This window comes from Rothia sp. P7208, from assembly GCF_048512915.1.
Lineage (GTDB): Bacteria > Actinomycetota > Actinomycetes > Actinomycetales > Micrococcaceae > Rothia.
The window spans coordinates 123562-137299 of sequence record NZ_JBLXXW010000003.1; the positions used below are offsets into that span (position 1 = coordinate 123562).

A 13738-nucleotide genomic window follows, 5' to 3' on the forward strand; every position below is an offset into this window, starting at 1 on the left:
TACCTTATTTTTTCAGGAAAGAACTGCCAAAGGCACTACTGCTAGATTGGGTGTTGGTGCCGAATCCGGAGGAAACTCGTGTGGCTCGTTCTCGTTGGGTACGTTCAGTAATATGGTCAAAGTTAGAACTACGAATTGCACGCATCACGGTTTTACGTTCTTCTCCAACGAGTCGATCGATATAAAGATGTCCGTCGAGGTGGTCTGTTTCGTGTTGCAACATTCTGGCGAACAGTCCTTCGCCTTCTAAGACGATTGGACGGTTATTGTAATCCACGCCTGTTACACGCGCCCAGTTGGTGCGTGGTGTTGGTGAGGAAAGACCGGGTACTGATAGGCAGCCTTCTGACCCTTCTTGAGGTTCTTCTCCGATTTCTAGAACAGGATTGATGATGTGTCCTTCTTGTCCATCAATATTTCCGTAGGTGAAGAGACGTTTGGTGTTGCCAATTTGTGGTGCGGCAAGTCCCACTCCGTTGACTTCGTACATGGTATCTAGCATCGAGTGAATTAAAGTTTTGAGGTCTTTGTCAAAAACTGTTACGGGGTCGCAAACGGTACGTAGTACGGGGTCTCCGACGGTGCGGATGCTAAGAATCGGCATGTGTCTTCTTTCTAGCCTAGGTGTGTTATAGGTGTAGTGGTTGGTGTGGCAGGTGGTGGCACAACGGGCATTAGAGCTTCTGCCCCGTTTTCTGCCAGATCGCGGGTGCAGTCCCAGACGCGTTTGAGAGCGCAGAATCTATACCAGTTTTTTTCTAAGGTTACCGGATTCGCTTGTTGTGGAACGACTTGTGTTTGCCCCAGGGCAACTCCCATGAGGATAGGTGCTTTTGAGTATTCCCACGGCTTCCAGAGGTTATCTGTTTCATCACTGATATATTCTTCAGCTTTGAGTCCTGCTACGAGTTGCATGACGACTTTAGGGTCAAGAGCTTTGACTCGTCCTTTGCGGTCGGTTCCTTTAGTTTTGTAGTCGATGATACATACGTGTCCGGCGATTTCAGCGACGAGGTCGAGTGTTCCGGCGTATCCGACGCTATGGTTCCAAATAGTTACTTCAGTTGCTAGTGGGCGGGGGTTGTATATATCCCACCATTCATCGAAACGGTCTGCGTAGGCTTGTTCTCCGTTGCTAACAAGTATTTCACGGCATTCTTCGGTGTGGTGTTCTTTGCCCATTTTTGCTAATGCAACATTTTCGGCGTAGTTGTGGACGCGGTCTCCGCGGGCGGCGGCTTCGTCTCTATATCTTTCTGAGGCTTGTGCGGCATCGCGTATGATGGCGAATTTTAGTCCTGAGGATTGTGATACTCGATAGGAACGGCGGTCTTCTAGGGCTGCTTTTGCTGCCATGTATCCGTGCCATCCGCTCAAATCTGTAGCTTGTTGCCCGATGATAGTGGTAATGGAAGGAACTTCGAGAGCTCCGCCTTCAGTTCGTGCATACATTCTGCCGTGGTCGGTGTCAGATGCTAGTTTCGGCGATGTCACGTTATACCTTAGGTGTTCAAGTGATTTGATAGCTCATGGTGCAAGTTGCAAGACTTGAGAGGGGTATTTTCTGTAGGTTCAACTACTCAGATTACCCTGCAAAACTCTACTCTTTTGGAGTTGAAGCGGTCAAATTTTTGATGGTGAATAAAAGATAAGACCTCCAGATGTTTCTGGAGGTCTTATCTGCTTTGGAGCGGTTGACGAGACTTGAACTCGCGACATCCACCTTGGCAAGGTGGTGCTCTACCAACTGAGCTACAACCGCGCAACGAGTAAATACTATACACACAAAAAACGTATTGTGCAAGCTGTTCTATCAATCAACCGAGCCGACTAGTAGAACAATATTTCCTATGAACTGCTCCAATTACACATTTATCTGTAGATTCTAATGTGAAAACATAGAATGCCTATTTGTATCCCCTGATAGCTTCCTAGAGTGAGGGAGTTTTGGATCAAGTGGAGAGCATTAGGATTATGACTAGATTCTAGGCACACTAGCAAACCTTGATTAATAAGCAAATAAGATTATCGAGGCTAGTCAGTGCCACGCTTATAGTTAAAGTTAAAATACTTGCAACTCCCACAAACGCGCCCTCTACACTAGCCAACCCTTACAAATCAAACCTCTGTAACATCAGCTATGTTTTTGACAATCATCGCTAAGACAGTTTTGATACCTCACAAAATTAAGCACCAAGACCAATACATCCTTGTTTTAAATTATTTACCGCGCTTCTAAACAACACTCACAAGGAAACCGAACACTCATTGTAGCTTCCCTAAAGACAGTGAACCCTTCATGCCTAATACGGATAACACCAATACCACCCTCAAAGCCTCAGGGTGGCGCATTTAATACATTTTAAGTTGCTACTCCAAAGGCAAGAAGCTCGAAGGCCATGCGACAACTGATAAATATTGACGACGACTTAATCCAATTAGATACTGCGCCATATCATCATCGACTACAAAACAGTGGGTAGCCTATAATACACAGGCGGATAAAACCTAGATACAAGCAACCTGCGCCTTGAACAAAGCACTCTGGCTTATAACGTTCCTTATTAAAAATACCAGCAAGAAATATCCTGACAGAAAATCTAAGAGAGGCTTGAAAACTTTAAAGATGACATATAGAATCGCACAATAATTTATTATGATAATAGTCACATCTATAGAAACGAGGGGATATGAGCAAAGTCGCTCTACCGTTCTCTGGGGATTCGGACTCGACCAACCTTCTGTGCGGTTATTAGATTAGAGCCACGAAGTAATTACTTTTACTTTCAACGCCGGTGAGTTTGGAGCCGAAGCGGAACGATATTATGCAAAGGCAACAGCAGAAAAGCTTGGGGCGAAGAACCATTTTGTCAATATTCTATCTACCGTTTAAGCACTGTGTGAAGATTCCGCACTTGTGGTTATTTCGAGCTACTTTCTAGAGCAATCGTAATGGAACCGGGTAGCAAAAAATCTAAGTTGTTACTCCCCTAGTCTTGAGAGGAGCAAGGCAGAAATCATGCAACGTGACTTTAATCTGAGCATGAATATCAATACAACTTGGCGTTGTGTCATAAGCTTATCTCCTAAGCATGGAGCATGCGAACCTTACAAAGATTAAGCAGAAACCAAAGGACTAGTTAAAGTCCCTGCATAACTTACTGCTTAGCTAAGCGGGGTTCACCTAGCTAGGTTATATAGAAAATGAATCATAAAAATAAATCATTCTTATCATGGGTCGGAGAATCCGCTGGTAAAGAAATATTTACAGTGGCTTCATTATTCACTGTACTTCACTCTATTAAAGTCAATTCAATGGAATTCTCAATATTGAGAATTGTTCCAGAAATTGTTATTCTATTAGCTTCAGTGACTTTTACTAAAATATCGTATTCAAAAAAAGTCGAATTAACACTCTTTCAAGGATACACCCTAACTGGCATATCTTATATGCTAATTTTTATACTATATGTATATAACATTCTTAGCTTTTACAGTTATCTTCTATTGTTAATTTTCGCAGTTATAGGTAGAGCATTTGTTAATTTCTCACGAGAATCTTATATTCAACAGGTAATACACCATGATAATATTGGTAAACACTACTCAGCTTTATACAGAATATCGACTATTTGCGAAATAGTAGTCCCACTATCTGCAGGATATATTGTATCTCGAACATCAGGACCGTTTGGCTTGGCTATTTCCGGATTGACTATATTTCTACTTGGAGCACTCCCCTTTTCATACAAGAAAGTAGTAACAAAACGCGACAGAGAGGAAACTTCCCTCAATAAAGCTTCAATATCAACAGGCATACAAGAAATCTTAAGTAATCGACCTCTATTAGTCCTAACAATTATAACTATTGCATTTTCTTCTATGACTGCAGCATATGGCACTGGATACTATATTTTAATTGCGAATATATACAATATGCCTGCAGAAATAATTGGTATACTCATTTCAGCCGGAGCAGTATCTAATTTATTTTTTACATACTTAATCGAAAATAAGGTTGACAAAAAGTTCGATGTTATTATTCTAATATCTTCTTTACTATTACCGTTAACTTTAATAACTGCTTTATTACCAAATATATTAAATTCAGGGTACATATTTTTTATTTTAGTTCATGAGACACTTCTAGGAGCAATAGTTGTTGCGTTATCCGTTGCGAGCTATACTTTACGATCAAAAATCATTAGGCACGAAGATATGCAAGGCGTTACTATAGCCCGCTCTTTTCTAGGATCTTTCTTCATCCCACTTACTACCTTGGGATATGGTACGCTATCCCTCTGGATAGGCGTCATCCCCTCTTTAGTGTTCTTATCTGCGATATCATCAGTGATAATTCCAATTGCAATATACGGATACAGACTATCAATTCGATGACTATAGGCAATACAAATTCCACTTTTTATATTTTAAACCTCTGAGACTATCAATAGCTAAAAAACAAAAATTGCATTTTCGTCTGCACTACACGTCTACTAACCCTGATGGTTCCATATTTGAAGAGTGCAGAATTGCTGTAGACAACAATATAAAACCTATCTCCTCTGCACTTGGCAAGTAAACCCTATTGAAACTCCCCGTTCTACCATATTCATTGACTCGACATGCTACCCTGAATTTAATTTAAATAAAAGGATTCTTTTTAAGAACATTGTTCATATATAGCACAATAAATAAGTGAAACAAGAGAATATAAATACGGAGTAAATTCTGGGATAAAGATTTTTCTGGTGAAGTAAAAATAGATTTAGAATACACTTTTCTCCTTACGATTAATCTTCACAAGATGACTCCAAGCACTTTACTACCTACTAAGGTCTACTACGATGCAAAAAATAATAACGTTATCTTCAATTGATTCTTTTTAACTCAACCACCACATGAGTTTTAAGATTATATAATGAACAGAAAAAATATTTTGCTTTATTCGCCACGCTAATCACTTTAAGCTGTGAATATAGACTGACTTGTATACTGTTACAAAACCTCTCAGATTTACAGACAAAGTTTTTTCCAGTTCCTATACAGCGGGCGTGACGGAATCCGTTATAACGTAAAGAGCGCAAAAGTTAACGATGCTCTAGGCTTTCTCTCCCCCTCCTATCGCTTGATGGAGCGACCACACAGCATAAATCGCTGTTACATGTCAACGCATTGGAGTAGGTTTAGCTAATCTGGGTTAGCTTTTGAAAATTTCTTACAGGTAACACAAAACCCCAGTTCCTGTACAAGAACTGGGGTCATTTTGTGCGCGATACTGGGATCGAACCAGTGACCTCTTCCGTGTCAGGGAAACGCGCTACCGCTGCGCTAATCGCGCTTAAACATTATAAATAATGTCTGCGAGGTGAGGACGGGATTTGAACCCGCGTACACGGCTTTGCAGGCCGCTGCCTAACCACTCGACCACCTCACCGAGCCTTGCTAGAAGCTAGGGCGTGTGCTCTTTATAAGCATCATGCGAGCGGTTGACGAGACTTGAACTCGCGACATCCACCTTGGCAAGGTGGTGCTCTACCAACTGAGCTACAACCGCATATCAACACCTCAACAAAACATCTTGTATTCGGCTTGACAGGTAAATACTTTACACACTTTTTTCGCTCTTGCCAAATCGCCACACAACATGCCACGTTCCCCGTGTTTTCAAGGGAAAACAGGGGTATTTAGAGTTTTTACACCATAAATACCCCATATTTCATATCGTGTAATACATCACATTTTGGGTGTGTTGCGGTGGCGACCTTAGCCATTTCCTTCACGAGCCAACGCCGTTAAACGTGACACCGCACGAAAATACTTCTTCTGATATCCGCCATTCATCATCTCCTCCGTAAACACCTGGTCAAAAGGAACACCCGAAGAGATAATCGGCAAATCCTTGTCATAAAGACGGTCAGCAAGAACAACGAAACGAAGAGCTACTGACTGTTCCGTAATCGTCTGAACATTCTTCCACACAATACCGCTAAGACCATCTAATAATTGACGATACCGCGAAGGATGAACCACCGATAGATGCTCAATAACCGCAGAAAAATCGTCACAGGCAACTACATCGCTCCCGCTAAAACGTTGCTGAGCGCAAGATTCTTCAGCACCCAACACAACAGGCTCAGGCGCCTGAGGTAAACCACGATGGCGATAATCCTCACCATCTACCCGTAACACATCAAATTGTTCAGCAAGAACCTGAATCTCCCGCTTAAAATCTGCCGCAGCAAAACGCCCTTGCCCCAAAGCTCCAGGCAAAGTGTTCGATGTTGCCGCCAGACGAACACCAGCATCAGATAGTTCACGCATCAAACGAGACATCAACACCGTATCGCCCGGGTCATCAAGCTCAAATTCGTCAATACACACCAGACGATAAGAACTCAGCGCATCCACTGTGGAACGAAACCCCAAAGCTCCTACTAAGTTCGTATACTCCACAAAAGTGCCAAAAGCTTTTGGGTCTTCAACACTGTGCCACAAAGAGGCTAAAAGGTGGGTCTTACCGACACCAAAACCACCATCAAGATATATGCCAGTTTTCTTCTGTGAAGATGAGGAGGAAGACCCAAAAAGCCGCGAGAAAAATCCTCCGCTCTTTTGAGTAGGTGCTACCGTAGCGCCAAAAGCACGTAAGGTCTCTACTGCCTGAGCCTGACTTGGCTGACTGGGATCTGGGCGGTACGTGTCAAAAGACACCTCACCAAAACGCTCTGAAGGGCGAAATCCTGCAAGTAGTTCTTGTGCCGAAACATTTGGGCGACGTTCTATCAGGTGCGTATATGAAGCCATAGGGTATCTTCCTTGAAAACTTGGCTTGGAAACAGCAGCATCGTTGTCATACTGTTTTAAGTTCTCAACCAGTGTAATTCCTTACCTCATTAAAAACCCAACTATGACCCGCGTTACTTCATAGCACTCTTGATAAAGCACTCTCTCATTTCTAGGGTAGATACCAAGTAAGCACCACAACACAGAAAGTCATAGTACGGAAATCATGGCAAAGAAAAAGAAAAACGTAGCAACAGCTACCGCAGCGTTACAAGCACTTAGCCAAGCTGGAATTATTTTTGAGCCACGAGAATATGAACATCGTGAGGGCGAGACCTCGTTCGGTTTAGAAGCTGCTACAGCCTTAGGTCGAAGCGAACAACAAGTTTTTAAAACCCTCATGATTGCCCACGATAACAACTATGCCGTCTGTATCGTACCCGTTGCCGGAAAACTCAATCTTAAGGCGGCGGCAGCAGCTCTCGGCTGGAAAAATGCGACTATGGCAGACCCAAAAATTGCAGAACGTCGTAGCGGATATGTTGTTGGTGGAATCTCCCCTATCGGACAAAAAATAGCGCACCCCACATTACTCGATAGCAGCGCTGAAGATTTTGCAACAGTACTTGTCTCTGGCGGTAAACGCGGTCTAGACGTTGAGCTAAGCCCACAAGACTTATTAGCTATTACAAACGGCACCTACGCCAAAATTGCTCTCTCCTAATATCCCCTCAATGCAACAAAAAGGTGGGTGTTTACTCTCCTAGCAAACACCCACCTTCGATAACAGCGACGCAGAGGAACAACTATCCGAGACGAATTTTTAGCCAATCAATAACAGTATTCGTCCATTTCTGAGGATCAACATTCCACTCACGTGTATGCGTTGCTCCAAAGAACGGGATAAAGTCCACTAACGGAGATTTCATGGCAATCTCTTGAGAGCTAGATGCTGGAACATATGTATCGTCCAAAGAATGCAAAATCAGAGTTGGGACTCGAATATCACCGGGGCGGCGAGTCCAAGACATCTTCGATAGCTCAATCGGGCGTTTAAGTCCGGTAAAGATATTTAGAGCAGGTTTAGAAATCATCGAGACACCTAGCTCTCCGATACGCAATGGCAGACGGTTATATTTTGTTTGGTACTCGATGAGTTGAAGCCAATCAATAGCCGGTCCGTCTAAGACAAGAGCCTTAATTGCACGACGATGACGTGCTCTATCCATAGTCTGCAAACTAATTGCACCACCCATAGACCATCCGAAGAGGACAACGTCTTGAGCGCCATGTTCTAGAGCGTATTCAATGGCAGTATCAACATCTTGCCATTCGGTGAACCCTAAACCATAGCGGCCGTCGTCTGAAGGCGGAGCGTCACGGTCATTACGATATGAGATATGCAAAGAGGTAAGCCCTAGGCTTTGAGTCGCCTCAAGGGCGCGTAAAGTCTCTGCACGAGTTACGCCCATACCATGAACCATAATGGCCCATGTCGTAGAAGGTTTAGGAGTCGACTCTTGAGGATAATCGCGATAGCTTGCTTGAGGGTGAACCAACCAAGCAGGAGCTTCACCTACTGGCAAGTTCAGGGTAATTTCTTCAGCACGATACCCCGCAGTTTCCGGTGTTCGTGCAATAACTCCAGAAAGTCGCCCTCGAACAATTTTTGATAAATTACCAGATTCAACGGAGATGACACGACGAACCACTTTTTCTTCATACGGTTGGTAAGAAAGCACTTCACCAAGATGAGCAAAATGTGTACCACCGTCGAAGTAGAGGCCGTATTCACCGGGTGCTCGTGTAGCCGGTGTCGCGTTAAGAGTGATAGTACTAGGATGTTCGTCTTCTCTCCGTGGTTCTACAGGATAACCAACAGAAAAAACTTTAAGGTTTTCTTCAGGTCGGCTAGGTGGTACCACCACTTGTCGTGCAAAGTAGGTAGAAAGCGCGGCAGCTGATAGCATGCCGGTAGCGGTAATAGCAGCTCCTGCGAGAGCACCTGTGCGTGCTGCTTTTCGAGCAACACCGCTAATGAGTAGTAGCGAGTTATCTGATATGGCTACTTCTTGTTTTTGAGAGTCGGTCATTTTTCCTCCGCTCTTAGTTGGTTTCGTCGGTTCAACTAATTGCCACGTTAATCATAAGTGACAAACCCGAATATCAATCTACTTTAGGTTATCTTTCTCACAGTGTTCTGTTCTTTTTGTTCGACAAGACCAACATAAGCCACCACATTTGAGCAAGCAGAACGAGTAAAATTCAGATGACCGGTACTACCACACAATATCGAATACGCGAGGACATCATGAATGCTGAACACCCTGAAGTCGGAAAAATCGTCAAAGACTGGAAAACAGTACTACGCCCCGAAGAGTACAGAATATTGCGTCAAGGCGGAACAGAACAACCTTTCAGCGGAGAGTATTGGAACCACACAGGCGAAGGTATCTACTCATGTAAAGCATGTAATACAGAGTTATTCCGTAGCACCGAAAAATTTGAGACACACTGTGGTTGGCCATCATTTTTCAGCCCTTTAGCAGAAGATCGAATCCGCTATATCAAAGACTATTCTCTCGGCATGGTACGTGTGGAAGTACGGTGCTCAGCGTGCGATTCACACCTTGGCCACGTCTTCGAAGGTGAGGGATACAACACTCCAACAGACCAACGGTACTGTATTAACTCGCTTTGTTTATCGTTTACACCAACAACAACAGATTAGAATAGAAAAGAATCTATATACGGCACCTCGCATCTGAGCGTACACACAAGGTAGTGATTTTTTGTTAGATGAGTTTCGCATACGTACCGCAGCTGATAGCTGTGCAGAAGATTCATGCCCCTCATCAACAGCGCCTATCTTGTTAGAAGCCCCCGCGAGCGGTGTTCCTCCTGTCATCACCACGCAGCTTGGTCTTACCCGTGCACTTGAACGACTTAAAGCACTCACTGGCCCTGTAGCTATCGACACTGAACGTGCTTCAGGTATTCGATATGGTCAACGCGCATTCTTGATACAGCTCAAACGTGCAGGAACAGCGCCTGTTCTTATTGACCCCATAGCCTCCATAGATTTAGAACCTCTCTATCAATTCCTAGCACCGCAAGAATGGGTACTTCACGCTGCCACGCAAGACCTCCCTTGCCTCAGAGAGCTAGAACTTATCCCTCAACGTGTTTTTGATACTGAACTAGCCTCACGTCTGGCCGGATACCAAAAAGTCGGTTTAGCTTCTATGGTTGAACAGCTTCTAGGCTATACCCTCAAAAAAGAATATTCCTCGGTAGATTGGTCCTCTCGCCCATTACCCAAAGAATGGCTCGTCTATGCTGCCTTAGATGTTGAAGTTCTTGTCGACTTACGAGATGCTCTCGAAGAAGTATTGAGGGAGCAGGGGAAACTTCAATATGCTTTGGAAGAATTCGACTATATTGTTCGCACTAATCATCCGCAGAAACCACGCGATCCGTGGCGTAAGACAAAAGGTATTCATGAGCTTTCTACGCGAGCTCAGCTAACAGTTTTACGTAACCTATGGTACGAGAGAGAGCATCTAGCAGAGTGTAAAGACATTGCAGCTAAACGTCTTCTTCCCGATGCTTCATTGGTTCAAGCAGCCTTAGAGACGCCCCGAACCGTTCCTCAACTACTAAAAATTCCAGGCTTCCAAACACGAGCTTTAGCTCGTGAAGCACCGCGATGGATACGAGCCATTGCTCGAGTGCGCCAAGAAAAAGACTATGTTCCTTTCACCATTCCCTCGCAAGGTCCGCCTCCGCTTAAATCATGGGAGTGCCGTCGCCCGCTGTCTCTAGCACTCATTCAAGAAGCGAAGATTGCTGTTAATCAGCTTTCCGAGGATATAAAGATTCCGCACAATAATATTTTGACTCCTGATACGTTACGTAGAGTTTGTTGGAATTTGCCTGATATGTCCTCACCGGAATCTCTCGAGAATGAGCTCATTGCACTCGATACTCGCCCGTGGCAGGTTCAACTTACGATGCCAGTTTTGCTACCGTTATTCGAAAAGTTTCACACACCATAAACCCCATTATTCAGACTATTTTTAGGAAGAAATCATGTCAGGTATACCCCATGAAGGGATGAGTCGCCGTACTATACTCGGTAGTCTAAGCGTTGGCACCGCAGGTGTCGCCTTGACCGCTTGTGCTCAAGAGAATACACAGCTTCAAGAGGCCGAAGGGCCTCAGAAACCCACTGATATGGCATCCGTTTCTGACGTTCCGGTTGGTGGAGCCTATAAAGCTACGGCGGAAGGCGTTACCGTTATGCTTACCCAACCAAAAGAAGGGACTTTCAAGGCTTTTAGCTCGGCCTGCACACATCAAGGGTGTCAACTCAATGTACAAGCAACGATTCTTGCCTGCCCTTGCCATGCATCGCAGTTTTCAATCGATGACGGCACTGTCATCGGAGGGCCTGCACCTACTCAGCTTCCTGAATATCCAACAGAAGTAAAAGACGGCAGAATTTTTGTGGGCTAATTAAGGTACTATCTTCCTCTAGCTTTCAGAAGCTTTCTAATGATATATTCAGGTGCATTAGTAAGGTTTCCCTAAGTCCTTCACTAATACGTCCTTATATTTTTTGGCTTATGCCAACACAGAAAGGTCATCCTCATGGAGATTTTTAACCAGATTATTCAGGTAGCTACCCTTATCCTTAAGTTCATTGGCGATATCGTCAACATCTTTGGGTAATCTCTCATAACTTTAACGTTCTTGGGGTGTTGGGATACCAAATTTTGGTATCCCAACACCCCAAGAATTTTAAGGTACAGTCCTTGTTATTTCTTTGCGTGCTTGGGCTTCTCACCTTTAGTTCGCGCATAAGGAACCATCTGCCCTGCAAGCTGAGCTAAGGTATCGGCAGTAATTTTCTCAACAGTTAAACCGACGTCTTCAAAAATTTCGCCACGAGAAGCATGTGCAATAAATTCAACAGGCAAACCGACCTCATTGAGAGCAGTATCTACACCGTGCGAACGCATCACTTGACGGATTCTTGCGCCTACGCCACCGGCGCGAACGCCGTCTTCAAGCACCACCACAATACGATGTTCACGAGCAGCATCCACCACAGAATCAGCGACAGGCATGACCCATCGAGGATCAATCACCGTACTTGTCACCTGTGCTTGAGCTAACGCTTCAGATACTTCTAACGCCAAAGGTGCTAACGCACCCACTGAAACAATCAGTACATCACGTTGGCCGGTTCTCTCATCACGGTCACCGTTACGTGCCAGCACGTCTACACCGTCTTCACATCGTTCAATTGCCGCAATGGGTGCACCAACATTCCCCTTGGGATACCGAATCACGGTTGGCGCATTATTAATATTGACAGCTTCACGAAGTTCTTCTCGTAAAGTAAGTTCATCTCGAGGAGCAGCCAAATACAGACCAGGAATAAACTGCAATAACGCTAAGTCCCACATGCCATGATGGCTCGGGCCGTCAGGTCCAGTAATACCAGAACGATCTAATACAATAGTCACCCCAGCTTTGTGCAAAGCAACGTCCATCAGAAGCTGGTCAAAACCACGGTTCAGGAAGGTTGCGTAAAGTGCAATCACCGGGTGCAAACCACCATAAGCTAGCCCAGCGCTCATCGCAACAGCATGTTGCTCAGCAATACCAACGTCAATGACACGCTCAGGGTGTGCTTGCGCCATCGGCTTAAGACCAACAGGAATTAACATAGCTCCTGTAATGCCCACAATATCCTCACGTTCATCTGCGATATCTTTAATCTCTTGAGCAAAAACGCTCGTCCAAGACTGCCCGCCAGAAGAAGATAACGGCATACCGGTGTTCGGATCAATTTTGCCAACAGCATGGAACTGGTCGTCTTCATGAGCACGAGCAGGAGCATAGCCGTGACCTTTTTCAGTAATTGCATGCACGATGACTGGACCAGCAAAGTTTTTAGCAGATTTGAGAGCTTGTTCAACAGCTTCTTGGTCGTGCCCATCAATAGGGCCAACATACTTCATCCCTAAATCTTCAAAAAGTCCGTTAGGAACAACGATATCTTTTAGGCCAGCTTTCATTCCGTGTAAGCCACGATAAAGCATCTGTCCCAGAGGCCCTGTAGATTGCAACCCCCGACGCATCTTATCAAGGGTTCTATCGTAACGGCGGTCAAGACGAACAGAGTCTAAATGCTTTTGAAATTCTTGTTGTAGCTCTGCCATATGATTAGCAAAACCGCCAACAGTCGGAGCATAAGAACGACCATTATCGTTAACGATAATTACCACACGACGATTTTTATCAGCCGCAATGTTGTTCACTGCTTCCCAAGCCATGCCACCGGTTAACGCACCATCACCGATAAGAGCTACCGTATAATGCTCTGATTTTCCTTGGAGTGCGTGAGCCCGAGAAATACCGTCTGCCCAGCTCAAAGAAGATGAGGCATGAGAAGACTCAACAATATCGTGAATAGATTCGGAACGGTCGGGGTATCCCGCTAAACCGCCTTTTTGGCGTAAAGTCTGAAAGTCTTGACGTCCTGTAACAAGTTTATGAACGTAAGACTGGTGCCCAGTATCAAAAATAATGGAGTCTTCAGGAGAGTTAAAGACCCGATGAATACCAAGTGTCAATTCAACGACACCAAGATTAGGTCCAAGGTGTCCACCAGTTTGGGCAACGTGTTTAATTAAGAATTCACGGATTTCTTGAGCTAGTGTATTCATCTGATCCCGTGATAGGCTCCGCAGATCCTCAGGGGAAGAGATATTCTCTAGTAGTCCCATCTTGCTCTCCTTTAAACACCGATAGGTCGTATCTGCACTAGTTCACAGTGCCTTAGACGAGGCCCGAAATAGAAACAATAATTATACAAGGATACCCGCTGTGGTAAGGCTACAACGATTTATGAACACTAAAGCCACCAAATAGTTCGTTA

Annotated in this window: 10 protein-coding genes and 4 tRNA genes; 5 read left to right on the forward strand and 9 right to left on the reverse strand. The window is 44.5% G+C overall.

The window, feature by feature from the left end; genetic code table 11:
* Nucleotides 1–4: 4 nt before the first annotated feature.
* From def to ACN084_RS05080, 3 genes are all read right to left on the reverse strand, one after another.
* Complete coding sequence (gene def, locus ACN084_RS05070; protein ID WP_419106103.1) at nucleotides 5–604, reverse strand: peptide deformylase; 600 nt, start codon at nucleotides 602–604, stop codon at nucleotides 5–7.
* A gap of 11 nt (nucleotides 605–615) precedes the next feature.
* Nucleotides 616–1494, reverse strand: coding sequence for a cytochrome (locus ACN084_RS05075; protein WP_419106104.1), 879 nt, complete (start codon nucleotides 1492–1494; stop codon nucleotides 616–618).
* Between the two features lie 192 nt (nucleotides 1495–1686).
* Nucleotides 1687–1762 (reverse strand) — tRNA-Gly (locus tag ACN084_RS05080).
* A gap of 1442 nt (nucleotides 1763–3204) precedes the next feature.
* Between ACN084_RS05080 and ACN084_RS05085 the strand changes: the two genes are divergently transcribed.
* Entirely contained in the window at nucleotides 3205–4398 is a 1194-nt protein-coding gene (locus tag ACN084_RS05085; RefSeq protein WP_419106105.1) for an MFS transporter, read from the forward strand.
* 871 nt (nucleotides 4399–5269) lie between these two features.
* Here the strand turns inward: ACN084_RS05085 and ACN084_RS05090 are convergent.
* The 4 genes from ACN084_RS05090 to zapE all read right to left on the reverse strand — a co-directional run bounded on the left by ACN084_RS05090 (nucleotide 5270) and on the right by zapE (nucleotide 6807).
* A tRNA-Val gene (locus tag ACN084_RS05090) sits at nucleotides 5270–5341 on the reverse strand.
* Between the two features lie 25 nt (nucleotides 5342–5366).
* Nucleotides 5367–5437: transfer RNA gene (locus ACN084_RS05095), tRNA-Cys, on the reverse strand.
* A 47-nt stretch (nucleotides 5438–5484) separates the two neighbouring features.
* A tRNA-Gly gene (locus ACN084_RS05100) sits at nucleotides 5485–5557 on the reverse strand.
* A gap of 209 nt (nucleotides 5558–5766) precedes the next feature.
* Nucleotides 5767–6807, reverse strand: a complete 1041-nt coding sequence (gene zapE, locus ACN084_RS05105) for a cell division protein ZapE (protein WP_419106106.1) — start codon at nucleotides 6805–6807, stop codon at nucleotides 5767–5769.
* A 205-nt stretch (nucleotides 6808–7012) separates the two neighbouring features.
* On the opposite strand from zapE, the gene ybaK reads away from it, so the two are divergent.
* Nucleotides 7013–7510: a Cys-tRNA(Pro) deacylase gene (ybaK, locus tag ACN084_RS05110; RefSeq protein WP_419101826.1), complete on the forward strand. Its 498-nt coding sequence runs from the start codon at nucleotides 7013–7015 to the stop codon at nucleotides 7508–7510.
* 82 nt (nucleotides 7511–7592) lie between these two features.
* Here the strand turns inward: ybaK and ACN084_RS05115 are convergent, their stop codons facing one another.
* Nucleotides 7593–8879, reverse strand: coding sequence for an alpha/beta hydrolase family protein (locus ACN084_RS05115; protein WP_419106107.1), 1287 nt, complete (start codon nucleotides 8877–8879; stop codon nucleotides 7593–7595).
* 176 nt (nucleotides 8880–9055) lie between these two features.
* Here ACN084_RS05115 and msrB point away from each other — a divergent pair, with 176 nt between their 5' ends.
* From msrB to ACN084_RS05130, 3 genes are all read left to right on the forward strand, one after another.
* Nucleotides 9056–9517 (forward strand): peptide-methionine (R)-S-oxide reductase MsrB, encoded by a 462-nt coding sequence (gene msrB / locus ACN084_RS05120; RefSeq protein ID WP_419106108.1) that lies wholly within the window; start codon nucleotides 9056–9058, stop codon nucleotides 9515–9517.
* 61 nt (nucleotides 9518–9578) lie between these two features.
* Nucleotides 9579–10844, forward strand: a complete 1266-nt coding sequence (locus ACN084_RS05125; protein WP_419106109.1) for an HRDC domain-containing protein — start codon at nucleotides 9579–9581, stop codon at nucleotides 10842–10844.
* Between the two features lie 34 nt (nucleotides 10845–10878).
* Nucleotides 10879–11304, forward strand: a complete 426-nt coding sequence (locus ACN084_RS05130; RefSeq protein ID WP_419106110.1) for a Rieske (2Fe-2S) protein — start codon at nucleotides 10879–10881, stop codon at nucleotides 11302–11304.
* A gap of 302 nt (nucleotides 11305–11606) precedes the next feature.
* On the opposite strand, the gene dxs is transcribed toward ACN084_RS05130, so the two are convergent.
* Entirely contained in the window at nucleotides 11607–13586 is a 1980-nt protein-coding gene (gene dxs / locus ACN084_RS05135) for a 1-deoxy-D-xylulose-5-phosphate synthase (protein ID WP_419101831.1), read from the reverse strand.
* Between the last annotated feature and the right edge of the window lie 152 nt (nucleotides 13587–13738).

Bases quoted from the DNA above. Each gene is read 5' to 3' on its own strand.
- ACN084_RS05130 (WP_419106110.1), top strand. From the start codon at position 10,879: ATGTCAGGTATACCCCATGAAGGGATGAGTCGCCGTACTATACTCGGT.
- def (WP_419106103.1), bottom strand. From the start codon at position 604: ATGCCGATTCTTAGCATCCGCACCGTCGGAGACCCCGTACTACGTACC.
- ACN084_RS05085 (WP_419106105.1), top strand. From the start codon at position 3,205: ATGAATCATAAAAATAAATCATTCTTATCATGGGTCGGAGAATCCGCT.
- msrB (WP_419106108.1), top strand. From the start codon at position 9,056: ATGACCGGTACTACCACACAATATCGAATACGCGAGGACATCATGAAT.
- ACN084_RS05115 (WP_419106107.1), bottom strand. From the start codon at position 8,879: ATGACCGACTCTCAAAAACAAGAAGTAGCCATATCAGATAACTCGCTA.
- ybaK (WP_419101826.1), top strand. From the start codon at position 7,013: ATGGCAAAGAAAAAGAAAAACGTAGCAACAGCTACCGCAGCGTTACAA.
- dxs (WP_419101831.1), bottom strand. From the start codon at position 13,586: ATGGGACTACTAGAGAATATCTCTTCCCCTGAGGATCTGCGGAGCCTA.
- zapE (WP_419106106.1), bottom strand. From the start codon at position 6,807: ATGGCTTCATATACGCACCTGATAGAACGTCGCCCAAATGTTTCGGCA.